Raw genomic sequence first — 24,593 nt, 5'->3', positions numbered from 1 at the left:
TTTTGCTCGACCTTGTCTACCATGGTGCCGTCCTCGCGCCACGCGAGCGTTTCTTCACGAGGCAACCATGAGTCTTTCCCCGTTTCACCTGGCGATTCCGGTCTACGACCTGCCGGCCGCGCGCGATTTCTACGGCCGTGTGTTCGGGCTGGCGGAAGGGCGCTCGAGCGCGCAGTGGGTCGACTTCGACTTCTACGGGCACCAGCTCGTGATCCACGAACATCCGAAGACCGCGTCGCAGGAAGGCGCGCACACGAATGCCGTGGACGGTCATGACGTGCCGGTGCCGCATTTCGGGGTCGTGCTCGACTGGCCGAGCTGGGAAGCGCTGGCCGAGCGGCTGCGTTCGTTCGGCGTGACCTTCGTGATCGAGCCGTATGTGCGGTTCCAGGGGCAGGTCGGCGAACAGGCGACGATGTTCCTGTTCGACCCGTGCGGCAATGCACTCGAATTCAAGGCGTTCCGCGACATCGGCCAGCTGTTCGCGAAGTGACCGGCGGCAGCGCCAGCGTCGATTGAAATTGGGTGCGAGAATGCGGCCTGCGGCCCGGGCGTGCGCAGCTGCGCCGGCCGGCGCCGCGCCGCACGGCATCCGTCCGTGCGCGCCGTTCTCCAAGGAACCCGTATGGACAGTCACATCGCTCCGGTGGAGCTGAAGAAAGCGTACCGCCTCCTCAACCACGGCCCGACCGTGCTGGTGTCGGCCCGCCATGACGGCGTCGACAACGTGATGGCGGCCGCGTGGGCGTGCGCGCTGGATTTTCTGCCGCCGAAGCTGACGGTCGTGCTCGACAAGTCCGCGAGGACGCGCGAGCTCGTCGAGCGCAGCGGCACGTTCGTGATCCAGGTGCCGACTGCCGCGCAGCTGCAGCTCACGCATGCGGTCGGCAGCCACAGTCTCGCGGAACGGCCCGACAAGCTGCGCGAAGCGGGCGTCGAGCTGTTCGACGTCGAGGGGCACGACCTGCCGTTCGTCGCCGGCTGCTCGGGCTGGCTCGCGTGCAAGCTGATCCCCGAGCCGCACAACCAGCAGACCTACGACCTGTTCATCGGCGAAGTGGTCGGTGCATGGTCCGACACGCGCGTGTTCCGTGACGGCCATTGGTATTTCGAATCGGCCGATCCCGCGCTGCGCAGCCTGCACTACATCGCGGGCGGCAATTTCTATGCGATCGGCGAATCGCTGCACGTCGATCCGGACGCGCAGTAAGCGTCGGGCGACCAGCCCATTCGCTTCAGGGCGCGCGGTTCACGCGCGCTTTTTCAATTCCGCCAGCATTGCCTCGGCGAACGCCTGCGCGACGCGCGGCAGCGTGCGCCCGCGTTTCGCGACGAGCGCGATCGGCCGCACGAACGCGGGATCGTCGATCGGCTTCGCGGCCAGCTCGGGCTCGGCGCGCACCTCGCGTGCGGTCGCGGGCAGGATCGTCACGCCGAGGCCGCCGCGCACCATCGCGACGGCGGTCATCATGTAGGTCGGCTCGCACGCGATGTCGGGCGTGCAGCCGGCCGCTTCCAGCGCGGCGTCGACGACGCTGCGCACGCTGGTGCCTTGCGCGGTGAGCACGAGCGGCACGGCGGCGACGTCGGCGGTGGTGACGCGGCGCTTGCGCGCGAGCGGATGATCCTTCGGGCAGACGGCGACGAGCCGGTCGGCGCCCACATACAGTACCTCCAGCGACGCGTCGAACGTGTCGCCGCCGGTCAGCCCGAGATCGGCTTCCTCGTTGCGCACGAGTGCGGTGACGAGGCTCGCGACGCCGTCGCGGATCTCGAAGCCCGCGCGCGGCACATCGCGCCGGAACGACTGGATCAACTCCGGCAGCACGCTGGAGGCAAAGGTCGGCAGGCACGCGAGCCGCACCGTGCCGCTCGTGCCTTCGCCGAGTGCACGTGCGTCGCGCAGCACGCGCTCCATGTCGTCGAGCGAGCGCTGCAGGAGCGGCAGCAGCTCGCGCCCGGTCTGCGTGAGCGCGACGCTGCGGCTGTTGCGGTCGAACAGGCGCGCGCCGACGATCTCCTCGAGCCGGCGGATCTGTACGGTCAGCGCCGGCTGCGACAGGTGCAGGCGTGCCGCCGCGCGTGTGAAGTTGCCGGCATGCGCGACGGTGACGAAGGCGCGAATGTCGCGAAGATTCAGATCCATAACGGTTCGTGATTGCTGCGATCAAATCATTTCAATTGTGCTATCGCTGCGCCGACCTTACGCTCGTCTCCAACAAAAGACAAGGTAGGAGACACCGATGCTGCCGTTACTCGGGCTGGGCACGATCGTCGTGCTGCTGGCCGCGATTCTGTCGAAGCGGATGTCGCCGCTCGTCGCGCTGATCCTCGTGCCGATCGCCGCGTCGCTGATCGGCGGCTTCGGGCTGCACACCAGCAAGTTCGTCGTCGACGGGCTGAAGGGCCTCGCGCCCGTCGTCGGGATGTTCGTGTTCGCGATCCTGTATTTCGGGACCATCACCGACGCCGGCACGCTCGACCCGATCATCGACCGGATCCTGCGCGCGGTCGGCACGCGGCCGACGCGCATCGTGATGGGCACGACGCTGCTCGCGCTGCTGATCCACCTCGACGGCTCGGGCGCCGTCTGCTTTCTCGTGACGATTCCGGCCGTACTGCCGCTGTACGACCGGCTGAAGATGGACCGGCGCGTGCTGGCCGCCGCCGTGTCGATGGCCGCGGGCATCAATTTCCTGCCGTGGACGGGGCCGATGATCCGCGCGTCGGCATCGCTGCACCTGCCGGTGTCGGCGCTGTTCAATCCGCTGATCCCGGTGCAGGCGATCGGGCTCGTGTTCGTGTTCGGCATCGCATACTGGCTCGGGCGGCGCGAGGAGAAGCGCCTCGGCCTGTCGCGCGACGATGCGTCGATCCCGCTACCGAAGCGCGAACTGACGCCCGACGAGCAGGCGCTGCGCCGCCCGCACCTGTTCTGGTTCAACCTCGTGCTGACGCTCGTCGTGCTCGGCACGATGGTCGTGATGGGCGAGAAGATTCCGCCCGCGATCATGTTCATGGTCGGGCTGTGCATCGCGTTGATGGTGAATTACCCGGACGTCGACATGCAGAGAAAGCGCATCGACGCGCATGCGCGCGCCGCGCTGATGATGGCCGGCATCCTGCTCGCGGCCGGCGTGTTCACGGGGATCATGCAGGGCAGCGGGATGCTGAAGGCGATGGCGCAAGCGGCGGTCGGCTTCGTGCCGCCGTCGATGGCCGGCCACATTCCGGTCGTGCTCGGTATCGCCTCGATGCCGCTCAGCATGCTGTTCGATCCCGATTCGTTCTACTTCGGCGTGCTGCCCGTGATCGCGGAGGTGGCCGGCCAGCTCGGCGTGCCGGCCGTACAGGTCGGGCAGGCCGCGCTGCTCGGCCAGATGACGACGGGGTTTCCGGTCAGCCCGCTGACGCCCGCGACGTTCCTCGTCGTCGGCCTGTGCGGGATCGAGCTGGCCGAGCACCAGAAATTCACGTTCCCGCTGCTGTTCGGCGCCTCGATCGTGATGACGATCGCATGCGTCGTGCTGGGCATCTTTTGATCATTTCCGGCGGCGTGATCCGCTGGACGACGGTACGGACATGACAGCAAATCAACCTGAACCGCGCGTGCGCATCGGCGCGGGCGCCGGCTACTCGGGCGACCGGATCGAGCCCGCGGTCGAACTGGCCGAACACGGGCAGCTCGACTATCTCGTGTTCGAATGCCTGGCCGAGCGCACGATCGCGATCGCGCAGCAGGCGCGCCGGCAGGACCCGGCGCTCGGCTACGACCCGCTGCTCGACGCGCGGATGCACGCCGTGCTGCCGGTCGCGGCGGCGAAACGCGTGCGCATCGTGTCGAACATGGGCGCCGCGAACCCGCGCGCGGCAGCACGACGTACCGCGCAGATCGCGCAGTCGCTCGGCATCGCGGGACTGAAGGTCGCGGCGGTCGAAGGCGACGACGTGCTCGACGTCGTGCTGCGCGGCGCGTTCCGTTTCGAGGAATCGGGCGACGACGTCGCCGCGTATCGCGACCGCATCGTGTCCGCGAATGCGTACCTCGGCGCCGCGCCGATCGTCGACGCGCTCGCGGCCGGTGCGGACGTCGTGCTGACCGGGCGCGTCGCCGATCCTTCGCTGTTCGCCGCGCCGCTGATCCACGCATTCGGCTGGCGGATGGACGACTGGGACACGCTTGGGGCTGCGACCGTCGTCGGCCATCTGCTCGAATGCGCAGGGCAGGTGACGGGCGGCTATTTCGCGGATCCCGGCTACAAGGACGTGCCGAACCTGGCGCGGCTCGGCTTCCCGATCGGCGAAGTCGCGGCCGACGGCTCGGTCGTGATCACGAAGGTGCCGCACGCGGGCGGCCGCGTGAGCGCGGCGACCTGCAAGGAACAGCTGCTCTACGAGATTCACGATCCGGCGCGCTATCTGCAGCCCGACGTCGTCGCCGATTTCACGCGCGTGGCCGTTGTCGAGGAGGCCGTCGACCGCGTACGCGTGACGGGCGGGCGCGGCACTGCGCGACCCGATACGCTGAAGGTGTCGGTCGCGTATGTCGACGGTTACATCGGCGAAGGCCAGATCTCGTACGGCGGACCGGGCGCGCTCGAACGCGCGCGCCTCGCGCTCGACATCGTCCGCGAGCGGCTGGCGCTGACCGGCGTCGCGGCGACCGAGTGGCGCTTCGACCTGATCGGCGTCGATTCGCTGTATGGCGCCGCGACACCGGCCGTGCGCGGCGAGCCGGCCGAGGTGCGCGTGCGGGTGGCCGGCCGTGCGGCGAGCGCTGCCGAAGCCGCGCGGATCGGCAATGAAGTCGAGACGCTCTATACGAACGGGCCGGCCGGCGGCGGCGGCGCGTTCAAGTCGACGCGCGAGGTGATCGCCGTGCAGTCGGTGCTGCTGCCGCGGGCGGTCGTGACGCCGTCGTTCTCATTCGTGGAGGCATGATGCAACTGCGTGAACTCGCGCATGCGCGCACCGGCGACAAGGGCAATACGCTGAACGTATCGGTCATCTGCGTCGACCCGCGCCATTACGACCATCTGCGCCTGCACCTGGATGCGCACGCGGTGAAGGCGTGGCTCGCGGGCATCGTGCATGGCGACGTCGTGCGCTACGAATTGCCGTCGCTCGGTGCGTTCAACTTCGTGCTGCGCGATGCGCTCGGCGGCGGCGTGACGCGCTCGCTCGCGCTCGACGCGCACGGCAAGTCGGTCAGCTCGGCGCTGCTGGCGATCGAGGTGCCCGACCCGGCGTGACGCGTGGCGCCGCTGCGGGCTTTGGTCAGGGGCGTGTCACGGAATCAGCAGCTCGCGCCGACCGTCCGCATGCTCGATGCGCTCGCCGGCGATGTGCAGGCGCTGATCTCGTCGATAGTCGTAGACCGTGCGCGACGCGGCGAGCTGGTCGAAATCGAGTTCGATCGCATGCCGCGATTCGGTGTTGCCGGCTTCGAAGATCAGGTTGCCGTATGGGTCGACCGCCAGACTGCCGCCGGCGAACACGACGTCGTGCGCGCTGTCGCCGACGCGGTTGGCGACCGCCGCGAATACCTGGTTTTCCATCGCGCGCGCCGACACCGACGTGCGATGGACGTTGCGGTACGGCTCCATGTTGCCGTCGGTCACGAGGATCAGCTGTGCGCCGAGCGCGGCGAGCGCGCGGCCGGTCTCCGGAAATTCGCTGTCGTAGCAGATCAGCAGGCCGATCCGCACGCCGCGCCATTCGACCGTCGCGTAGCGGTCGCCGGGCAGCACGACGCTGTGCTCGCTCACCCACAGATGCGTCTTGCGGTAGCGCAGCGCGATACCGTCCGGCGTGACGAACACGGTCGTGTTGTAGAAGCGGCCGCCATCGTTCTCGATCAACCCGACCACGACCGCGACGTCGCGCTCGCGTGCGGCCGCGATCACCGCGCCGACGCTCGGCCCGTCGAGCGGCTCGGCGACTTCGGCCAGATTCGACGGATCGAGGAAGCCGGTGAGCTGCGCTTCCGGAAACATCACGATGTCGGTGCCGGGCGCGCAGGCCGCGATCGCCTCGAGCGTGCGCTGCAGGTTGTAGTGCGTGTCGCCGTCGCGGCCGGCGAGCTGGACGATGTCGAGCTTCAGTTTCATGGGCGGTTTCGGGGCAGTGGCCCGTCGCGACAGGCGACAGGCGGCGGAGCGGTTGGAACGAGGCTCCAGTATGCGCCGAACCCTACCGTTGGCCATCCCGCCGATGCGTTAGCCCGTCGGGGGTATTGATCTCGTGGGCATCGTGCGGGAAGCAACGGCAAAAAAACGCCGACCCTTCTGCAAGGGTCGGCGAAGAGGTTCTGACTGACGAGGAGATGCCATCAGAACCCAGGCCAGCGCGTGTCGCCCGTTTCGTCTCGAACGGGCAGACAGGTCGGATCGCGCAAGGATAGGGGCGCGCTGCCTGTTTGCACAGAAGGCACAGCCGATAGCGCGTATCGGCGGCACCGCGGGGCGAAATGCTGCGGGCCGCGAACACGTCACGCCGCCCGCCGATCGTCACGTACCGGTCTGCGCCTTCAGGAACAGCGAAAACAGTTCAGACTGCGAATTGATCGCGAGCTTCGCGTAGATGTTGCGCCGGTGCACCTTGACCGTTTCGGCCGAGATTTCCAGCTTGTTCGCGACTTCCTTGTTCGAGCGTCCGCTCAGGATCAGCCGGATCACGTCGAGCTCGCGCGCGGTGAGCGGCGTGCCGAGCCGCGTCATCGCGTGCTCGAAGCCGTTCCCGGCATCGGCGCCGGGCCGGCGCGCCGGAGCCGGTTCGGCAAGAGCGGGCTCGTATGCGAGGCGCTGGCGCATCAGCGCGGCGACCCACGGCCGCACCAGGTCGAGCAGCGCCACGTGTTCGGGGCTGAAGCGCCGCTTGCTGCCGAGCGACAGGCACAGCGTGCGCGCATCGTCGAGCACGACGTTGAACTGCACTTCGTCTTCGACCACGTTGTGCGTGAAATAGCGCGTGTAGTACTCGGTGTCGCGAAAGCACTCGGGCGCGACGTCGGACAGCCGGAACAGGCCGCTCGCCGGCGCGTCGCGGTTTGCGATGTAGAACGGATCCAGCAGGTACAGCCCCTGCAGGTAGTCGCGGAACAGCGGATCGGGCCCATCGCCTTCGTACGCGCATTCGGCGAATACCAGCGGGCGGGCGTCGTCGAACATCAGTGCGACCCAGCTGTCGACGGCGACGTATTCCTCGATCAGCCGGATCAGCGACAGCCAGAAGCCCGGCTGGTCGAGCGTCTCGATGAGCCGCCCGACCGAGCGGTGCCAGGCGACGTCCTGCAAGGTCAGGTTCATGCGTGTGTCCGTGTCGGGCCGGCCGATGTGCGCGTGCGGTGGCGCGTCTTGCGTGTACGCTACGGGTTCGCGGGCAGCTTCCCGTGCACATCGGACGGAACCTGGATGAAGAACGAGATCGTAACGCCGGCCGGCGCGAATGGCGAGGCCGTGCGTCGTGACCGGTACGCGGCACTCGCCGTGGGTGCCGTGCTGGCGTGCGCGGGCGTACTGGCCGCGCAATCGGCGACCGCTGCGCCTCCGCCGGCATCGTGCAACGCGCAATTGACGGCGCTGATCGTACCGTCGTTGCGGCAGACCGCGATGGCGCGGCGCGACATCCAGGCCGACTTGGACGAGCGCACCGGCAACGTTTATCGCATCCGGTTGTTCACGGTGCCTGGCCATCCGGGTACGCCTAATCGCGAAGCGACGATCGGCTGGGTGACGCTCGATACGCAGGCGATGCGCGCGCTCGACATCACACGCGATCCCGACCGGCCGGATGTGCTGAAGATCGACCGGCGCGCGCTGTTGCATGCCGTGTCGGTGTGTGATGCGCCTGCTGCGCCGGTGCACGGTGCCGTCGATTGCGACGCGTTGAACCGCCGCGCACAGGGGCAGGGTGATGATGTGATGGGCAGCGACGCCGGGCGTGTCGTCACCGGCAAGGGGCGTCTGCCGTTCTTTTCCGCGCCGGACGACGCATGCAGGATCGACGGGTTGTTCATCGTCGAGCACGACCACGTCGATGCGCGGACCGAATACGGCCGTTTCACGTCGGTCGTCTACCTGAATCCGCACACGCGCGGCATTGCCGAGGGATGGGTGTCAACCGCGCGGCTGAAGCCGGACGGCACCGGTATCGCGCCACGGCAACCGTGATCGTGCACACTTGCAACCCTTCACAACGTTTCTTCCCGACCAGCACGAACCTCGTCATGACCGTCCCGCACCGGAACACACGTCTCAAGCCGCTCGCGGCTTCGCTCGCTGCCCTTGGCGCACTCGCGGTACTCACGGCGCTCTCCGCGCTGTCGCCTGTTTATGCGGCCGAGCCGGTCCAGCTGGACCCTCCGTTGAAGACCTTCGTCCACGACACGTACGGAAACTGGCGTGCCGACCGCAAGGGCTGGCAGGCAGAAGGAGATGATTTCATCTACGCGCCGTGCGGCTCGCTGCGCGTCGCGACCGCGGACGGTCCGCGCACGCTGCTCGCGATGTGCGGCGAGACCGAGGCGGCGGTGCAGAACGGGATGCCGGGTATGGATTCGGACGCGACGCCCGGCACGATCGACCTGTACGTGCTGAAATCGACGGCCGACGGCAAGGCGCTCGAGCCTGTCGTGAAGAAGACGGAGATCGCGTCGGGTCAGCGCGGCGAGCCGGGTACGGTGCGCATCGAGCGGCTCGGGCCACACGTGTTCGGCTTCGTCATCGGCGAAAGCGACTCGCGGCAAGGCTATACGCAAACCTTCCGGTCGATCTGGCTGCCGTATGGCAATGCGCTGGTGCAGGCGGCGGCACGCATCGACCAGGCGCTCGACAATGCCGAATCAAACGAATGTGCGCATGCGCGGGCACGCTGCGAGGAACGTCGCTTCGAGATCGCGCCGGACCTGACCGGCGCCGGCGACGTCTATCCGCTGACGGTCACGGAGACGGGCACGCGCGGCAACAAGGACATCCACGCGCGCCATACGGTGAAGTTCGACGCGGCGCGCGGCCGCTACGTCGTGCCGAAGGCATTGCGCGAAGGGTACTGATCCTTCGCGCGCAGGAACGGGCGGCGTTGCGCCGCCCACGCATCACACGTACAGATAGCGTACGAGGTGGAAGAACACCGGCGCGGCGAAGCAGATGGAGTCGACGCGGTCGAGCATCCCGCCGTGGCCCGCGATCATCGAGCCCCAGTCCTTCGTGCCGAGCGAGCGCTTGACGGCCGACAGCACGAGGCCGCCGACGAAGCCCGCGATCACGATCGCGAGCGAGATCCCGAATGCCGCGCCGAAGCTGAACGGCGTCACGCGATACAGCGATGCGCCGCACAACGTGGCCAGCAAACCGCCGCCGATGAAACCCTCGATCGTCTTCGACGGCGACAATTGCGGCGCGATCTTGCGCTTCCCGAACAGCTTGCCGACGACATACTGCAGCACGTCGCTGATCTGCACGACGAACAGGAAGAAGAACAGCAGCAGCGCGTTCTGCCCCGCGTAGCGCGGAATGTCGAGGATCAGCACGGCCGGCGCATGGCTCAGGCCGTACACGCACACCATCAGCGCCCAGTTGATCTTCGCGTTGCGGCTCAGGAATTCGCGCGTGTCCTGCGTGAGCGCGGAGACGAGCGACATCGCGAAGAACAGGTGCACGGGCACGAAGATCGAATACATCCCGTACCAGTTGATCCCGAGCAGCAGGTACTGCACGGGGATCGCGATGAAGAACGCGATGAACAGCGTCGTATGGTCGCTCGCGGTGGTCGGCGTGAGCGTGATGAATTCGCGCAGCGTCAGGTACGACAGCAGCGCGAACACGAGATACGTGACGTTGTTGCCGAGGCCGATCGCGATGGCCATGATCGCGATCATCGCCCACCACGCGCGGATGCGCTGGTTCAGGTTGACGATGGTCGCGCTCTGGCCGCCGCTGCGCGCGCCGAGGATCGCGCCGATCACGGTCGCGACGACGAGCACGCCCGTGACGCCCGCGACCAGTTCCCAGAAGATTGTTCGCATGGTTGAAATCCGGAAAGGGAGAAGGGGGCCGCGCTCAGCCGGCGGGCCGCTGCGGCGGCGCGAGCGCGACGACCGCGTCGCGCATGCGGGCGAGGAACGTCGGCTTGTCTTCCTGGGCGCCGAGCGCCTCGTTCGCGCCGAAATGCACCTTGCAGATCAGCGGCACGGGCCAGATCGCGCCCTTGGGCATGATGCGCTGCAGGTTCTCGAGGTAGACGGGCGCGAGCGCGACGTCAGGGAACTCGGTCGCGAGATGGAACAGCCCGCTCTTGAACGGCTGCGGCAGCACGTCGGCGCCGCGCGTGCCTTCCGGGAAGATGATGATCGAGTGGCCCTGCTTGAGCGCGTCGCGCACCGGGTCGAGCGGGTCGCCTCCGGATTCGCGATGACGGTCGATCAGCACGACGTTCAGCAGCTTCTGCGCGATGTGACGCTTCAGGTCGCTGCTGTCCCAGTAGTCGCGCGCCGCGACCGGCCGCACGACCGCGCGCACGTTGCGCGGCAGCGCGGCGAGGATCGCGAGCGTGTCGATATGGCTCGTGTGGTTCGAGAAATAGATCTTCTGCGTCGGGGACGGCGGCGCCTGATGCCAGACCGGATACGCGCCGGCGACGAGCCGCACGATGGACAGCAGGAAGTCGCGCTGCCAGACGTTGAGAATGTTCATCGGCGCGGTGCCTCCTGCCTGCATGCGCGGCCCGCTGCGCACGCGCGGCGGGCGGAACCCCGGAATGCCGGCGCGGCAGGATGCGCGCCGGACGGCTCTTGTTTAAATTTTTTCAAATTCGTGGCTGCCTGTCGCAGGTCCGCGATAATCGGACGATTCGCCGTCACACGTTGTTGCGTCGCGGCGAATGCGCCGGTCGGCGGCGTGATAATCGGCTGTTGCACGAGTGCCCGTCTGCAGTTCGAATGGATCTCGCCGCGATCGGGCCAGCGGATTATCGCGAGTTTCCGTCAAAAACGCCAGATTGGCGCCACGCGTGCGAGCCGGGGGCGTGCTTGACGCATCGGGGCTGCTCGGCGACGATTAGGGCCGTCCATGGAAGGCCGACCAAGGCCGTTTCGCCGCCCGGGGCATGGCGGCGGGAAATGTATCCGACTGTGCCGCGCGAATAATACGAATACGAAACGATGAGCCTCTACGCACTCAAACCCAAATTCCAGAACCGCCTGCGCCCGTTCGCGAATTCGCTCGCCGAACGCGGCGTCACGGCCAACCAGGTCACGCTGTTCGCGGCCGGCGGCTCGATCGTCGTCGGCGCGCTCGCCGGGCTCGGCGTGTTCGCCCGCGCGCTGTTCCTGCTGATTCCGCTGTGGCTGTTCGCGCGGATGGCGCTCAACGCGATCGACGGGATGCTCGCGCGCGAACACAACCAGAAGAGCACGCTCGGCGCGTACCTGAACGAACTCGGCGACGTCGTATCCGATATCGCGCTGGTGCTGCCGTTTCTCGCGATTCCCGCGTTCGCTCCGGCGGACGTCTGGCTGTTCGCGCTGACGGCGGTGATCGTCGAATGCGCGGGGCTGATCGGCCCGCTGGTCGGCGTGAGCCGCCGCTACGACGGCCCGTTCGGCAAGAGCGACCGGGCGCTCGCCCTCGGCGCGTTCGCGCTGTGGATCGGGCTCGGGTTTCCGGTCGGCGGTGTCGCCGCATGGCTGTGGCGGCTGCTGATCGTGCTGTCGATCGTGACCGTGGTGCGGCGCGTGCAGGCCGGCATCGCGGAAAAGGGCGGTTGAAAAGGCAGTCAGCGTAGTTGCAGTACCGGGCGCCGGAGGGCGGCGCAACAAGATTCCAATAACGAAACGAGAGAAAACGCATGAGCGCACGCACGGCACGTGAGGCCGACTTCATCACGCACGACGGCGAAACGCTGTTCTATCGCCACTGGCCCGCGACGGGCCCGCATTGCCGCGGCGCCATCGTGCTGCTGCATCGCGGCCACGAACACTCGGCACGCGTCGCACATCTCGTCGACGAGCTCGACCTGCCCGATTTCGCCTTCTTCGCATGGGACGCGCGCGGCCACGGCCGTTCGCCCGGCGCGCGCGGCTACAGCCCGAGCGCGGCCGCGTCGGTGCGCGACCTGCAGACCTTCGTCGAACATATCCGCGACACGCACGGCATCGCGATCGAGGACATGGCCGTGATCGGCCAGAGCGTCGGCGCGGTGCTCGCGGCCACCTGGGCGCACGACTACGCGCCGCCGATCCGCGCGCTCGTCGTCGCGTCGCCGGCCTTCCACATCAAGCTCTACGTGCCGTTCGCGCGGCCGGGGCTGCGGCTGATGCACAAGCTGCGCGGGCTGTTCTACGTGAACAGCTACGTGAAGCCGAAATTCCTCACGCACGATCCCGAACGGATCGCGAGCTATGCATCCGACCCGCTGATCACGCGGCCGATCGCGGTCAACATGCTGCTCGGCCTGCACGACACCGCGCAGCGGATCGTCGCCGACGCGGCCGCGATCACCGTGCCGACGCTGCTGCTGATCTCGGGTGCCGACTGGGTCGTGCATCGCGGCCCGCAGGACCGCTTCTTCGAACGGCTCGGCTCGGCGCGCAAGGAGCGCATCGTGCTGCCGGGCTTCTATCACGACACGCTCGGCGAACGCGACCGCGCACAGGCGCTCGCGCCGCTGCGCGCGTTCGTGCTGCGCGAGTTCGATGCGCCGAGCCCGCGCGTGTCGCTCGCCGACGCCGACCGACGCGGCGCGTTCCACGACGAATACGCGGCGCTCGGCCGGCCGCCCGCGAACGTGTTCGCGCGGGCGTACTGGGCGCTCACGCGCGCCGGCCTGAAAGCCGGCGGCGCACTGTCGGACGGCATCGCGCTCGGGCTGCGGCTCGGCTTCGATTCGGGCTCGACGCTCGACTATGTGTACCGGAATCGTGCGCAGGGGCGGCTCGGCGTCGGCGCGCTGATCGACCGCACGTACCTCGATTCGCCGGGCTGGGTCGGCATCCGCCAGCGCAAGGTGCATCTGCAGGAACTGATCGGCGCGGCGATCGGCCGCCTGCGCAACCACGGCTCGCCGGTGCGGATCGTCGACATCGCGGCCGGCCACGGGCGCTATGTGCTCGACGCGATCGCGTCGGCCGCCGAGCGCGACGGCGCGGCGCCCGACGACATCACGCTGCGCGACTACAGCCCGCCGAACGTCGAGGCGGGGCGCGTGCTGATCGCCCAGCGCGGCCTCGAGCCGATCGCGCGCTTCGAGCGCGGCGACGCGTTCGACGAGACGTCGCTCGCGACGCTCGAGCCGCGTCCGACGCTCGCGATCGTGTCGGGCCTGTACGAACTGTTCGGCGAGAACGCGCTGATCGAACGCTCGCTGCGCGGGCTCGCGCAGGCCGTGCCGCCGGGCGGCTATCTCGTCTATACGGGGCAGCCGTGGCATCCGCAGCTCGAATTCATCGCACGCGCGCTGAACAATCACCGCGGTGAAGCGACCTGGGTGATGCGCCGCCGCTCGCAGGCCGAGATGGACGAACTTGTCGCGCGTGCGGGCTTCCGCAAGCTCGACCAGCGGATCGACGAAATGGGCATCTTCACGGTCAGCCTCGCGCAGCGGGTCGACGCGTCATGAGCGCGCTCGGCGGCGGCGCGGGCGCGCGTGGCGGGTTGGCCGAGCCGGCGGCCGGCGCGCGCGACGCATCGTTCGCGCTGCGCTTCGGCTGGCTCGCGGTGATGGGCGCGGTGTTCTTCTCGACGTACGGCTTTGCGAACTGGCTCGCGGCGCGCCGCGCGGCGGTGCCGACGTTCGCGTTCGGCTGGGAGCATGCGATCCCGTTCGTGCCGTGGACGATCGTGCCGTACTGGTCGATCGACCTGCTGTATGCGCTGTCGTTCTTCTTCTGGACGCGCCGCGCCGATTTGCTCGATCACGTGAAGCGGCTGCTGACCGTGCAACTGGTGTCGGTCGCATGCTTCGTCGCGTGGCCGTTGCGCTTCGGGTTCGAGCGGCCCGACGCGGGCGGCGTGGCCGGCGCGCTGTTCACGCTGCTGATGGGCTTCGACAAGCCGTTCAACCAGGCACCGTCGCTGCACATCGGGCTGCTCGTCGTGCTGTGGGCCGTCTATGCGCAGCACCTGCGCGGCACGTTCGCGCGCGCCGTGCTGCATCTGTGGTTCGCGGCGATCGGCGTGTCGGTGCTGACGACCTACCAGCATCACGCGATCGACGTGCCGACCGGCGCGGCCGTCGGCTGTCTCGCACTGTTCCTGTTCCCGCTGCGCGATGCGGCGGGCCGGCTGCCGGGCGCCGATGCGTCACCGAACGTGGCCGGGCGCGCGCTCGCACGGCGCTATGCGATCGGCGCGGCGCTGGTGGCGTTGGCGGCACTGTGGTGCGTGCCGCGCGCGCCGGGCTGGGCGCTGGCGGCCGGGTGGGTCGCGCTGGCGCTCGCCTGTGTCGCGTGGGCCTACCGGCGCGGCGCGCCCGGTGCTTTCCAGAAGGATCCGCATGGGCGCCTTCCGGTATTCATCCGCTGGCTGCTCGCACCGACGATCGCCGGCGCGTTCGTCAATTCGCGGCTGTGGACGTTCCGCCAGCCGGCGCCGGTGCGGATCGACGAGCGCGTGTCGATAGGCCGCACGCCGACGACGCGCGACGTGCGTCGCCGTGGCTTCACCGCGCTGGTCGACCTGACCGCCGAGATGCCGCGCTGGGCGGCGGCAGATGCATCGCTCGCGTATGCGGCCGTGCCGCAGCTCGACCTCGTCGCGCCGACGGCGGCACAGCTTTCGGAGGCCGTCGCGGCGCTCGAGCGCCTGCACGGGGAAGGGCGCGACGTGCTGGTCTGCTGCGCCCTCGGATACGGGCGCAGCGTGTTGTGCGCGGCCGCGTGGCTCGCGGCCCGACGCGGGCTGGGGGACGCGCGCGACGCGCTGGCCGCGGTGCGCGCGGTGCAGCCGCACGCGGTGTGGTCGGACGAAGGCGTGACCGTGCTGCAGCACTGGATCGATCGTCGCCACGCGGGAGGGGCGTGATGGGCGATCCGTCGGCGCCGTTCCGGATTGCCGCCGCGCGCGGCGCGCTCGATGCGGGCGCGTGGGCGATCGCGGCCGCCCTGGCCGCGGCCGGCGCGGGCTGGTGGATCGCCGCGGGCTGGGCGCCGGCGACGGTCGCCCGCGTGCTGCTGGCCGTCGTCAGCACGGGGTCGGGGATTGCGGCGCTGTGGTACGCGGTGCGCATCGAGATCGACCGCCGGCTGTTCGCGGCACTCGCGCGGGCGACGGCCGGCGATGCGTCGGTCGACGACGGGCTCGCGGCGCTCGACCGCGCACTCGCCGATCTCGGCTGGATCGATGCGGCCAAGGCCGGCCGCGCGCTCGACGCGCGCGTACGCGGCGCGGTCGGGCTGTGCCGGGCCGGCGTGCTGGTCGCGATCGTGCAGTGGCTCGTGGTCGGGCTCGCGATCGCGGCGCCGCAAATCGGCTAGCGTCGCACGTGACGCGGCAGGCGTTACGCGTAAGCCGTGCGCTGCGACCGCGTTCGCTTGGCCTCGTACATCGCCTGATCGGCATGCTCGATCAGCGCGGTCATGTCGGTGCCGTCTTCCGGCAACATGGCGATCCCGACGCTGACGCCCAGCCGCAACGCGCGCCCCTCGAATTCGAACGGTTCGCCGACCTGCCGCGCGAGCCGCGTGCTTTGCGCATGCGCGTCGTCGCGGGTGCCGATGTTCGGCAGGATCACCGCGAATTCGTCGCCGCCGACGCGCGCGACCGTATCCGAGCGCCGCACCGCCCCCTGCATCCGCGTGGCGATCTCGCGCAGTGCGGCGTCGCCCGCGCGGTGGCCGAACCCGTCGTTGATCGGCTTCAGCCCGTCCATGTCGATGTTGAGAATGCCGAGCCGGCCGTTCGCGCGCAGCGCCGTGTGCATCGACTGGCGCAGGCGGTCGTAGAACAGCGCGCGGTTCGGCAAGCCCGTGAGCGCGTCATGGGTGGCGCGCAGGTACAGCTCGTTGGCCTCGTTGCGCGCCGCGTGGAACATCGCGGCGGCGATCAGCCCCGCCGTCAGCCGCAGCGTGCCGGCGTCGGCCGGCGAGAAGCCGTCGACTTCCGGCGACATCACCTTCAGCACGCCGACCGTCGTGTCGGCATGCGTGAGCGGCATCACGAGCATCGAGCGCAGGCCGACCCGGCGGCATGCGTCGCGATCGACGCGCGGGTCGGTTTCCGAATCGACGCAATGCAGCAATTCGCCTTGCCGCACGCACAGGCCCGACAGGCTGCCCGAGCGGCGCAGCCGCAGCCCGAGCATCCCGGCGGCGGTGCCCGATGCGGCGCGATACACCATGTCGTCGCCCTCGGCGAATTCGACCGCGGCCGCACTCGCGCCCGTGAGCAGCGGCACCTGCTCGGCGACGTAGGTCATCACACTGCCGAGGTCGAGGCCGAGCTTCGCGATCTCGGCCTGCACGGCGATGATGCGCAGCAGCGTGTCGGAGGACGGGGTGGCGGTGTCGACGATTTGATTCAAGTCAGTTTCCATGAAAGAAAGCGCATCCGGTGTCGCGGGATTGCGGTAGCATACGCGCCGCCTCGCGGCCGCGCGTCCCAGCCAACGGGCCGCCCGGCGGCCGGCTGCACCGCGCCGGCAGTATGCCGTTCGGCCCGTCCGGCGACAACGGCGCAATTCTTACCATTCGTCCCGCTCGTGCAGCATTTCCGACTGGATCGAGGTTTTTTTCGCTTCACCGTCACGAATTCGCGCAAGTTTTGCCCTTTTTTTGAGATAGTGTGACGAATGGGTGCGCGCCCGTGCCAGGCGCGCGCAGCACGACGACGGCCATTCAGGAATGCGCCGCGTCGTTTCGATAAATGCATCAGGTCAGTTCGCCATATGAGGGGAAGCAGTGGGGATGTGCACTCACGGGCATAGCTGCTTAGCGCGCGTCGGTTCCGACGTGCTTGATGACCGGATCAATCAGACGAAACGGAGCGGCGCATGAAGCCGGCCGCGTCGCTGCTCGTCCTGTCGGCCGCCATGGTTGGCGCTTTCCATACGGCCGCGCTGTCGGCCGCGCCGATGCCGGCAGTGCCGGCCGCCGCGTCGGCTGCCGGGCCCGCCGAAGCGGCCGCACCGGTGCTCGCGGCCGCGCCGAGTGCGGCCAGCGCATCGTCGGCCGGCCTGCCGGCGACGACCGTGCGTCTGCCTTTCGCGTCGCTCGGCGCGTTCGATCCGCTGCGCCTGCGCGGCGCCGACGACGCGCGCACGATCAACGCGGGCGTGCGGCTCGACCGCGTGGTGACGGGCGCGCGGTTGCGCCTCACCTATGCGTATTCGCCGTCGCTGGTGTTCCCGATGTCGCACCTGAAGGTGTCGGTGAACGGCGAAGTGATCGCGACCGTCCCGTTCGACGCCGCGCGCGCGGGCCGCACGGTCACGCAAGAGATCCCGATCGATCCGCGTTACTTCTCCGATTTCAACCAGATCGGCCTGCGCCTGATCGCGCACTACACGCTCGATCATTGCGAAGATCCGACGAACTCGGCGCTGTGGGCCGACGTGAGCCCGACGAGCGAACTGATTCTCGACGAATCGCCGGTGCGCTTGCCGAACGATCTCGCGCTGCTGCCTGCGCCGTTCTTCGACCGGCGCGACAACGGCCGCGTGCGACTGCCGTTCGTGCTGCCGGCCGCGCCCGATTCGGCGACGCTGCGCAGCGCCGGCGTGCTCGCGTCGTGGTTCGGCGCGCTGGCCGACTACCGGCATGCGCGCTTCCCCGTATCGTCCGGGCTGCCGGCCGACGACCAGGCCGTGGTGGTCGGGACGGCCGCGACGCTGCCGGCCGGCCTCGTGCTGCCGTCGATCAACGGCCCGCTGCTCGCGGTGGCCGACAACCCGGCCGCGCCGGGACGCAAGGTGCTGGTCGTCACGGGCCGCACGGCGGCCGAGGTCGACGATGCGGTCGCCACGCTCGTGCTCGGCCGCGCGGCGCTGTCGGGGCCGGCGGCGACGGTTGCGCACGTCGATCTCGGCGCGCCGCGCAAGCCGTACGACGCGCCGCGCTGGCTGCCGGTGAACCGGCCGATCACGTTTCGCGAGCTCGTCAACGATCCGCGCCAGCTCGAAGTGCGCGGCACGACGCCCGACGCGATCCGCCTGAACCTGCGCGTGCCGGCCGATCTGCATTCGTGGAACGGCGCGGGTGTGCCGATCACGCTGCGCTACCGCTACACGGCGCCGACCGTGCAGGACAATTCGACGCTCGCGGTCGAGATCAACGACCAGCTCGTGAAGTCGTACCGGCTCGGGCCGGCCCAGGCCGAGGATGCGCATGGCCGCATGCAGCTACCGCTGCTGTCGGTGCCGGAAGGGCGCGTGACGAGCGACGTCGACATTCCCGCGTTCCGCGTCGGCAGCGGCAACCAGCTGCAATTCCGCTTCACGCTCGATTCGCAGAAGACGGGCCTGTGTTCCAGCACGGCCACCGAGCCGCAGCGCGCGGCGATCGATCCCGATTCGACGATCGACTTCTCGCACTTCGTCCACTACGCGCAATTGCCGAACCTCGCGTTCTTCGCGAACAGCGGCTTCCCGTTTACGCGCTTCGCCGACCTGTCGCAGACGGCCGTCGTGCTGTCCGACCGGCCGTCGCCGCAGGAGCTCGAGGCCTACCTGACGATGCTCGGCCACATGGGCGAATGGACCGGCTTCCCGGCGCTGCGCGTGCAGGTCGCGCGGCCGGGCGACGTCGCCGCGCTGTCGGGCCACAAGGATCTGCTCGTGATCGACGGCTCGCCGGCGTCGCCGCTGCTCGCGCACTGGCGCTCGGCGCTGCCGCTCGCGTTCGGCGAGCAGGGCGGAGCGGGCGGCGACGGTGCCACGCGCGTCGCGTTCACGGTGAAGGAGCGGTGGCGCAACGGCGTCGGCCTCGCCGACGGCGGCGCGCATATCGAACAGACGGGCCCGCTCGCGACGCTCGCCGGATTCGAGCTGCCGGGCAGCCGCGGCCGCAGCGTCGTCGCGCTGACGGCGACCGACCAGCCGCGCCTCGGCGATCTGCTCGACGTATTCGAGAACCCGGGCCTCGTGTCGCAACTGCAGGGCGACCTCGCGGTGGTGCGGCCGGGGCAGGTCGACAGCCTGCGCGTCGGCGAGCCTTACGTGGTCGGCTTCGTGCCGTGGTATGCGCGTGTGTGGACCGAGGCGGCGCGGCATCCGGTCGCGCTCGGCGCGGTCGGCGTCGTCGCGGGGCTGCTGCTGGCGCTCGGCGTGTTCAGCGTGCTGCAGAGAATCGCCGCGCGTCGACGGGGGATGTAACGGATGGCGCGGGCATTGACGAAGCGACGGGCAACGCAGCCGGCGCGACGTGTCGGCGCGGCACTCGCGCTGGCGCTGGCGATGACGTGCGCGGCGGCCGGCCTGGCCACGCGCGCGCAGGCCGCGGGCGCCGCCGCGCCCGATGCGGGATGCGGCGCGGCCTGGCCGCGCTGGGACGCGTTCAAGCGCGATTTCATCTCGGCCGACGGCCGCGTGATCGACGTCGGCTCGGCCGATTCACGCACGGTATCGGAGGGGCAGGCGTATGGACTTTTCTTCGCGCTGGTCGCGAACGACCGGCGCATGTTCGACACGATCCTCGCATGGACCGAGAACAACCTCGCGCAGGGCGACCTGAGCGCGCACCTGCCCGCGTGGCTGTGGGGCCGCGCGCCCGACGGCGCGTGGCGCGTGCTCGACGCGAACGCGGCGTCGGATGCCGACCTGTGGATCGCGTATGCGCTCGTCGAAGCCGGGCGGCTGTGGCACGAGCGCAGCTATACGGCACGCGGCGCGCTGCTCGCGAAGCGCGTGCTCGACGACGAGACGGCGAGCGTGCCGGGCCTCGGCCTCACGCTGTTGCCGGGGCCGACCGGGTTCAGGCTCGCCAACGGCCAGTTCCGCGTGAATCCGAGCTATTCGCCGCCGCAGGTGATCCGCGCGCTCGGCGCGCGCCTGCCCGACGACCGGCGCTGGGCCGCGCTGGCATCCAGCACCGGGCGCGTGCTGCTCGACACGGCGCCGAAGGGCTTTTCGCCCGACTGGGCGCTGTATCGCGCGGGCACGGGCTTCGGGCCCGATCCGGACACGCATGCGGAGAGCGCGTACAACGCGATCCGCGTGTACCTGTGGGCCGGCATGCTCGACCGCGCCGATCCGCTGGCCGCGCCGTTGCTCGCGCGCTTCGCGCCGTTCGCCGACCATATCGCCGCGCATGGCGCGCCGCCGGAGAAGGTCGACACGACGACGGGCGTCGCGGGGCCGAACGACGGCAACGGCGGGTTTTCGGCGGCGGCCGTCCCGTTCCTCGACGCGCGCGGCCAGCGTGCGCTCGCGGATGCGCAGGCGGCCCGCGTCGAGACGCTCGCGCGCCAGTCGGCACCGGGCTATTACACGAGCGTGCTGACGCTGTTCGGCCTCGGCTGGCGCGAAGGGCGCTACACGTTCGGCGCGGACGGCACGCTCGACCCGCGCTGGGGAGGCCGCTCGTGCGCCGCCCGCTGAAGCGCGCCGTGCCGCATGTCGCGGGATTCGCGTGGCTCGCGTCGTCGGTGTGCGCGGCGGCGCCGGGCCCGGCATCCGGCACGGCGATGCCGAATGCGGCGGCGACCTCCGCTTCCACGGACGCGCAGCGTCAGCTCGACACCGCGCGGATGTGGGGCACCAAGCATCGCGACGACCTCGCGCGCGACGCATTGCGCAAGGGGCTGCTGATCGCGCCGGGCGATCCCGAATTGCTGGCCGAACAGGTCCGCGTGCTGCTGCGGCTCGGCGACGCAAAGGGCGCGCAGGCGTCGCTCGCGCGCCTGCAGGCGCAGTCGCCGAATGCGCCCGCCACGCGGCGGGTGGCCGACGAATATCGTGTCGCGACGAGCGGGCGCGGCGAGATGGCGCAGATCCGCCTGCTCGCGCGCAGCGGCCGCGCGGACGAGGCGGCCCGGCGGATCGTCGCGCTGTTTCCGAACGGCGCGCCGTCGGGGGCGCTCGGCGCCGAGTACTACCAGATCGTGTCGAATGCGCCGGGCGGGCGCGAGCCGGCGATCGCCGCGCTGCGCCGCGCGGTCGCGGCCGATCCGCGGGACACGAGCGCGTCGATCGCGCTCGCGCGGCTCTTGAACCAGCGCGCCGACACGCGCCCGGAAGCGAACCGGATCGCGTGGTCGCTCGCGAAGCGCACCGACGCCGACCATACGGAGGCGATGGCGTTGTGGCGCCGCGTGCTGCAGTCGGCCGGCAGCGATCCCGCCTATCTCGATGCGCTGCATGCGTATCTCGCGCTCGTGCCGGACGACACCGAATTCCGCGACCGCATCGCCGGCCTCGACCAGCAGCGCGAGGCGCAGCGCCGGCTCGAGCGCGATCCGGACTACATCGCGCAGCAGCGCGGGTTGCAGGCGCTCGCGCGCGGCGACCTGGCTGCCGCCGACCCATTGCTCGCGCGCGCCGCGCGGGCGCGGGCGGACGACGCCGACGCGGTCGGCGGACTCGGCCTGCTGCGCCTGCGCGAAGGGCGGCACGACGAAGCGCGTGCGCTGTTCACGCAGGCCGCGACGCGCGCGACCGATCAACGCGGCAAATGGCAAAGCCTCGCGCGTACCGCGCAGTTCTGGGGGCTGCTCGCGCAAGGCCGCGAAGCGGCCAACGCGGGACGTCCGCAGGACGCCGAGCGCGCGGCGCGGGCGGCGCTCTCGATGCAGCCGGGCAGTCCGGACGCGAAGCTGCAGCTTGCCGATGCACTGCTCGCGCAGCGCGACTGGGCGCACGCGGAGCCGTTGCTGCGCGAGTTGCTGGCCGCGCGTTCGCCGGACCTGTCGGCCGTGCGCGGCACGGCCATGCTGTACGAAAACACCGGCCGCGCGGACAAGATCGGCCCGTTGCTCGACGCGCTGCAAGGGCGCGTGGCGGGGCGTGACGATCGCCGCGCGCTCGACGGCCTGCGGGCCGACCTGCTCGCGAGCCAGGCCCGCGTGCTGGCCGACAAGGGCGAACGCGGGCCCGCCGCGCAACGCTACGAAGCGGCCGTGCGCGCGGCGCCCGACGCGCCGTGGACGCGCTTCGCGCTCGCGCGTCTCTATCGCGACATGGGGTTGCCGCAGCTCGGCCGCACGGTGATGGACGACGGGCTCGCGCTGAGCGATACGCCCGAGATGCGCTACGCGACCGCGCTGTACCGCAATTCGCTCGACGACGTCGCGGGCGCGCAGGCCGCGCTCGCGCCCGTCGACGACGCGCATCGTTCGGACGGGATGCGCGCACTCGCGCGCAAGCTCGACGGCGAACGCGCGCTGGCCGACGCACGCGGCGCGCTCGCGCGCGGCGATCGCGCAGCATTCGCCGCCACGCTCGCGCATGCTCAGGCGAGCGCGCCGGACGATCCCGACATGCTCGCCGCGATCGGCGCGCAATGGATCGACGCGGGCGAACCCGATCGCGGCCTCGCGCCGCTGCACGACTGGATCGCCGCGCATCCGCGCGAAGCCGATGCCGACGTGCGGCTGCGCTACGGCGACCTGCTCGGCAGCGCGGGGCGCGACGATGCGCTCGCCGCATGGCTCGACACGTTGCGTCGCGACCCGTCGCTGACCGCCGCGCAGACGGCGCGGCTCGAGGATCAGTCGCTGCGGCTCGTGCTGCGGCAGACCGACGACGCGATCGCGCAGCAGGACTACGCACGGGCGCGCCAGCTGCTCGACCGCGCGAGCCCGGCCGGCCGCGCGGACAAGCGCCATGCGCTCGAACTGGCCGATCTCGAACGCGCGCAGGGCCATTACGGCGCGGCGCGCGACGCGCTCGCGCCGGTCGTGGCGCGTACGCCGGACGACGCCGATACGCAGCTCGCGCTCGCGCGGATCGACGAGGACAGCGGCAACCGTGCGGCCGCGCTTGCACGCGTGCAGGCCGTGCTCGCGCGCACGCCGGACGACGACGTCGACACGCAACTGTCGGCCGTGCGTCGCCTGAACGCGCTGCGCCGCCCGGACGAAGCCGCGCAGGTGACGGATCGGCTGCAGGCCGCATATCCGGCGCGCGCCGACGTGACGGTCGCGGCCGGGCGCGTGGCCGAGGCCCAGGGTCGCTATGACGACGCGGCGTCGCTGTATCGGCTGTCGCAGTCGCAGGAGCGCGCGACGGGCGTGAGCCCGGGCCGCGACGGATTGACGCCCGCGCAGGCCGCGTTCGCGGATCTGCAGCAGCGGCGCAATCCCGAGATCGAGACCGGCTGGCTACCCGCGTACAAATCGGGCGACGAAGGCGTCTCGTCGTATCGCGCGCAGCAAGTGCCGATCTACATGCAGATGCCGGTCCGTTACGACGGGCACGTGTTCGCGCAGATCGACACCGTGCACCTCGACCCGGGCACGCTCGATACGAGCGACCCGAACGCGTATTCGCTGAAGACGTTCGGCACCTATGCGGCGCTCAGGGCACAGGCGAATCCGTCAACCGCCGCGCTGCTCGCGAATCCGCCGGGCTCGCTGCACCAGTCGACGACGGGCGTCGCGCTCGGCGCCGGCTATCTGTCGGACGCCTGGCGTTTCGACCTCGGCACGTCGCCGCTCGGGTTTCCCGTGCATTACCTCGTCGGCGGCGTGCGCTATCGTTTCGACGCGGGCCCGGCGAGCTTCAGCGTGAATGCGTCGCGGCGGCCGGAAACGAGCAGCGTGCTGTCGTACGCGGGGATGCGCGACCCGTGGACGGGCGCGGTGTGGGGCGGCGTGCGCCGCGACGGCGTGAACCTGCGCGCGTCGGTCGACGTCGGCCGCACGAACCTGTTCGCGGAACTCGGCGCGGGCGTGCTGTCCGGCCGCAACGTCGAACGCAACGCGGAAGTCACGCTGCGCACCGGCTTCACGGTGCCCGTGTACGAACGTGCGACGATGAAGGTCAGCACCGGTCTCGTCGGCAATGCGTGGCACTACGCGCAGAACCTGCGCTACTACACGTACGGGCAGGGCGGTTACTACAGCCCGCAGCGCTACCTGTCGCTCGGCGTGCCGATCGAATGGGCGGGGCGGCGCGACGCGCTGTCGTGGGACCTGACGTTCACGGGCGGGATTTCGAACAGCTACGAGAAGGATTCGCTGTACTACCCGACGTTCTCGAGCCAGCGGGCCGCACAGGTCGCGGCCGGGTTCGTGTATGCGGGCAGTTCGACGCGCGGCGTGTCGTTCTCGTACGGCGTGAACGGCATCGTCGAGTACCGCGTGAACCCGCACCTGAGCGTCGGCGCGCAGTTGCAAATCGACCGGTCGCACGACTATGCGCCGAGCTCGGCGCTCGTGTACCTGCGCTATGCGTTCGAAGCGCGCGCGCCGCGCAATTGGCTCGTCACGCCGACGCCGGTGCGGCTCTATTCGGATTACTAGGGTCTGTTTCCACATGGAACACACATGCGAATGCCCGAAATCGCTCGTAGGGCAAGAAGTGAGGAGCGCCGTTTGGCCGAGCCAAACAAGCGACGAGCGACGCCGCCATACGGGCGATTTCGGGCATTCCCGTGGAATGGATTTTTTAATTTGGGGTTGCTACGAGAACGGCCGCTCGCCGCGTTGCGCTCCTGGCGAATACGT

Annotated in this window: 20 protein-coding genes; 14 read left to right on the top strand and 6 right to left on the bottom strand. The window is 69.9% G+C overall.

The genetic code is table 11. The annotated features are described in order from the left end of the window. Positions 1-67: 67 nt before the first annotated feature. A complete protein-coding gene (locus tag U5798_RS20665; protein ID WP_322083026.1) occupies positions 68-493 on the top strand; it encodes a VOC family protein in 426 nt (141 codons plus the stop codon). Between the two features lie 132 nt (positions 494-625). Then, positions 626-1,210 (top strand): flavin reductase family protein, encoded by a 585-nt coding sequence (locus tag U5798_RS20660; RefSeq protein WP_322083025.1) that lies wholly within the window; start codon positions 626-628, stop codon positions 1,208-1,210. 39 nt (positions 1,211-1,249) lie between these two features. On the opposite strand, the gene U5798_RS20655 is transcribed toward U5798_RS20660, so the two are convergent. Next, positions 1,250-2,146, bottom strand: a complete 897-nt coding sequence (locus U5798_RS20655) for a LysR family transcriptional regulator (RefSeq protein WP_322083024.1) — start codon at positions 2,144-2,146, stop codon at positions 1,250-1,252. Positions 2,147-2,243: 97 nt separating this feature from the next. Here U5798_RS20655 and U5798_RS20650 point away from each other — a divergent pair, with 97 nt between their 5' ends. The 3 genes from U5798_RS20650 to U5798_RS20640 are packed head-to-tail and all read left to right on the top strand — an operon-like array spanning position 2,244 to position 5,252. Then, positions 2,244-3,542 (top strand): citrate:proton symporter, encoded by a 1,299-nt coding sequence (locus U5798_RS20650; protein WP_322083023.1) that lies wholly within the window; start codon positions 2,244-2,246, stop codon positions 3,540-3,542. Positions 3,543-3,582: 40 nt separating this feature from the next. Further along, entirely contained in the window at positions 3,583-4,941 is a 1,359-nt protein-coding gene (locus U5798_RS20645; RefSeq protein ID WP_322083022.1) for an acyclic terpene utilization AtuA family protein, read from the top strand. Next, positions 4,941-5,252 (top strand): hypothetical protein, encoded by a 312-nt coding sequence (locus U5798_RS20640; protein WP_124453829.1) that lies wholly within the window; start codon positions 4,941-4,943, stop codon positions 5,250-5,252. The genes U5798_RS20645 and U5798_RS20640 overlap by 1 nt, the downstream gene beginning before the upstream one ends. A 36-nt stretch (positions 5,253-5,288) precedes the next feature. Here U5798_RS20640 and U5798_RS20635 read toward each other — a convergent pair whose 3' ends face one another. After that, on the bottom strand, positions 5,289-6,110 hold the full coding sequence (locus U5798_RS20635) for a carbon-nitrogen hydrolase family protein (protein ID WP_124453827.1): 822 nt from the start codon (positions 6,108-6,110) through the stop codon (positions 5,289-5,291). Between the two features lie 399 nt (positions 6,111-6,509). Beyond that, positions 6,510-7,307 carry a helix-turn-helix transcriptional regulator gene (locus U5798_RS20630; protein ID WP_322083021.1) on the bottom strand — a complete coding sequence of 266 codons (798 nt, stop codon included), beginning with the start codon at positions 7,305-7,307 and terminating at the stop codon, positions 6,510-6,512. A gap of 105 nt (positions 7,308-7,412) precedes the next feature. On the opposite strand from U5798_RS20630, the gene U5798_RS20625 reads away from it, so the two are divergent. Both U5798_RS20625 and U5798_RS20620 read left to right on the top strand, forming a co-directional pair. Continuing rightward, the gene (locus U5798_RS20625; protein ID WP_322083020.1) at positions 7,413-8,171 is read left to right on the top strand and encodes a hypothetical protein; all 759 of its coding nucleotides are present in this window, start codon (positions 7,413-7,415) and stop codon (positions 8,169-8,171) included. 56 nt (positions 8,172-8,227) lie between these two features. Then, positions 8,228-9,052: a topoisomerase IV gene (locus tag U5798_RS20620; protein WP_322083019.1), complete on the top strand. Its 825-nt coding sequence runs from the start codon at positions 8,228-8,230 to the stop codon at positions 9,050-9,052. Positions 9,053-9,094: 42 nt separating this feature from the next. Here U5798_RS20620 and U5798_RS20615 read toward each other — a convergent pair whose 3' ends face one another. Further along, positions 9,095-10,024 (bottom strand): phosphatidate cytidylyltransferase, encoded by a 930-nt coding sequence (locus tag U5798_RS20615; RefSeq protein WP_322083018.1) that lies wholly within the window; start codon positions 10,022-10,024, stop codon positions 9,095-9,097. 34 nt (positions 10,025-10,058) lie between these two features. Next, positions 10,059-10,691, bottom strand: a complete 633-nt coding sequence (locus tag U5798_RS20610) for a lysophospholipid acyltransferase family protein (protein ID WP_124455914.1) — start codon at positions 10,689-10,691, stop codon at positions 10,059-10,061. Positions 10,692-11,158: 467 nt separating this feature from the next. On the opposite strand from U5798_RS20610, the gene U5798_RS20605 reads away from it, so the two are divergent. The 4 genes from U5798_RS20605 (at position 11,159) to U5798_RS20590 (ending at position 15,469) form a co-directional block, all read left to right on the top strand. Continuing rightward, positions 11,159-11,764, top strand: a complete 606-nt coding sequence (locus U5798_RS20605) for a CDP-alcohol phosphatidyltransferase family protein (RefSeq protein ID WP_124455915.1) — start codon at positions 11,159-11,161, stop codon at positions 11,762-11,764. Between the two features lie 80 nt (positions 11,765-11,844). Beyond that, the gene (locus tag U5798_RS20600; RefSeq protein ID WP_322083017.1) at positions 11,845-13,614 is read left to right on the top strand and encodes a bifunctional alpha/beta hydrolase/class I SAM-dependent methyltransferase; all 1,770 of its coding nucleotides are present in this window, start codon (positions 11,845-11,847) and stop codon (positions 13,612-13,614) included. Continuing rightward, positions 13,611-15,017, top strand: a complete 1,407-nt coding sequence (locus U5798_RS20595) for a phosphatase PAP2/dual specificity phosphatase family protein (protein ID WP_322083016.1) — start codon at positions 13,611-13,613, stop codon at positions 15,015-15,017. Before U5798_RS20600 ends, U5798_RS20595 begins: the two co-directional genes overlap by 4 nt. Continuing rightward, positions 15,017-15,469: a hypothetical protein gene (locus tag U5798_RS20590; RefSeq protein WP_322083015.1), complete on the top strand. Its 453-nt coding sequence runs from the start codon at positions 15,017-15,019 to the stop codon at positions 15,467-15,469. The genes U5798_RS20595 and U5798_RS20590 overlap by 1 nt, the downstream gene beginning before the upstream one ends. A 23-nt stretch (positions 15,470-15,492) precedes the next feature. On the opposite strand, the gene U5798_RS20585 is transcribed toward U5798_RS20590, so the two are convergent. Continuing rightward, entirely contained in the window at positions 15,493-16,515 is a 1,023-nt protein-coding gene (locus U5798_RS20585) for a sensor domain-containing diguanylate cyclase (protein ID WP_260434982.1), read from the bottom strand. 468 nt (positions 16,516-16,983) lie between these two features. Here U5798_RS20585 and bcsB point away from each other — a divergent pair, with 468 nt between their 5' ends. The 3 genes from bcsB to U5798_RS20570 are packed head-to-tail and all read left to right on the top strand — an operon-like array spanning position 16,984 to position 24,389. Further along, a complete protein-coding gene (gene bcsB, locus U5798_RS20580) occupies positions 16,984-19,302 on the top strand; it encodes a cellulose biosynthesis cyclic di-GMP-binding regulatory protein BcsB (RefSeq protein ID WP_124455920.1) in 2,319 nt (772 codons plus the stop codon). Positions 19,303-19,305: 3 nt separating this feature from the next. Further along, complete coding sequence (bcsZ, locus tag U5798_RS20575) at positions 19,306-20,526, top strand: cellulose synthase complex periplasmic endoglucanase BcsZ (RefSeq protein WP_322083014.1); 1,221 nt, start codon at positions 19,306-19,308, stop codon at positions 20,524-20,526. Continuing rightward, positions 20,511-24,389, top strand: a complete 3,879-nt coding sequence (locus tag U5798_RS20570; protein WP_322083013.1) for a cellulose synthase subunit BcsC-related outer membrane protein — start codon at positions 20,511-20,513, stop codon at positions 24,387-24,389. Before bcsZ ends, U5798_RS20570 begins: the two co-directional genes overlap by 16 nt. Positions 24,390-24,593 lie beyond the last annotated feature (204 nt).

It is taken from the genome of Burkholderia sp. BCC1972, from assembly GCF_905339605.1.
Lineage (GTDB): Bacteria > Pseudomonadota > Gammaproteobacteria > Burkholderiales > Burkholderiaceae > Burkholderia.
The sequence above is the reverse complement of the archived record's forward strand: the minus strand, read 5'-3'. Positions and strand labels throughout refer to the sequence as shown.

Excerpts from the sequence above, each read along its gene's own strand:
- U5798_RS20660 (WP_322083025.1), top strand. The coding sequence starts at position 626 with ATGGACAGTCACATCGCTCCGGTGGAGCTGAAGAAAGCGTACCGCCTC.
- U5798_RS20615 (WP_322083018.1), bottom strand. The coding sequence starts at position 10,024 with ATGCGAACAATCTTCTGGGAACTGGTCGCGGGCGTCACGGGCGTGCTC.
- U5798_RS20655 (WP_322083024.1), bottom strand. The coding sequence starts at position 2,146 with ATGGATCTGAATCTTCGCGACATTCGCGCCTTCGTCACCGTCGCGCAT.
- U5798_RS20665 (WP_322083026.1), top strand. The coding sequence starts at position 68 with ATGAGTCTTTCCCCGTTTCACCTGGCGATTCCGGTCTACGACCTGCCG.
- U5798_RS20645 (WP_322083022.1), top strand. The coding sequence starts at position 3,583 with ATGACAGCAAATCAACCTGAACCGCGCGTGCGCATCGGCGCGGGCGCC.
- U5798_RS20625 (WP_322083020.1), top strand. The coding sequence starts at position 7,413 with ATGAAGAACGAGATCGTAACGCCGGCCGGCGCGAATGGCGAGGCCGTG.
- U5798_RS20610 (WP_124455914.1), bottom strand. The coding sequence starts at position 10,691 with ATGAACATTCTCAACGTCTGGCAGCGCGACTTCCTGCTGTCCATCGTG.
- U5798_RS20630 (WP_322083021.1), bottom strand. The coding sequence starts at position 7,307 with ATGAACCTGACCTTGCAGGACGTCGCCTGGCACCGCTCGGTCGGGCGG.
- U5798_RS20595 (WP_322083016.1), top strand. The coding sequence starts at position 13,611 with ATGAGCGCGCTCGGCGGCGGCGCGGGCGCGCGTGGCGGGTTGGCCGAG.
- U5798_RS20590 (WP_322083015.1), top strand. The coding sequence starts at position 15,017 with ATGGGCGATCCGTCGGCGCCGTTCCGGATTGCCGCCGCGCGCGGCGCG.
- U5798_RS20605 (WP_124455915.1), top strand. The coding sequence starts at position 11,159 with ATGAGCCTCTACGCACTCAAACCCAAATTCCAGAACCGCCTGCGCCCG.
- U5798_RS20635 (WP_124453827.1), bottom strand. The coding sequence starts at position 6,110 with ATGAAACTGAAGCTCGACATCGTCCAGCTCGCCGGCCGCGACGGCGAC.
- bcsZ (WP_322083014.1), top strand. The coding sequence starts at position 19,306 with ATGGCGCGGGCATTGACGAAGCGACGGGCAACGCAGCCGGCGCGACGT.
- U5798_RS20640 (WP_124453829.1), top strand. The coding sequence starts at position 4,941 with ATGCAACTGCGTGAACTCGCGCATGCGCGCACCGGCGACAAGGGCAAT.
- bcsB (WP_124455920.1), top strand. The coding sequence starts at position 16,984 with ATGAAGCCGGCCGCGTCGCTGCTCGTCCTGTCGGCCGCCATGGTTGGC.
- U5798_RS20620 (WP_322083019.1), top strand. The coding sequence starts at position 8,228 with ATGACCGTCCCGCACCGGAACACACGTCTCAAGCCGCTCGCGGCTTCG.
- U5798_RS20650 (WP_322083023.1), top strand. The coding sequence starts at position 2,244 with ATGCTGCCGTTACTCGGGCTGGGCACGATCGTCGTGCTGCTGGCCGCG.
- U5798_RS20600 (WP_322083017.1), top strand. The coding sequence starts at position 11,845 with ATGAGCGCACGCACGGCACGTGAGGCCGACTTCATCACGCACGACGGC.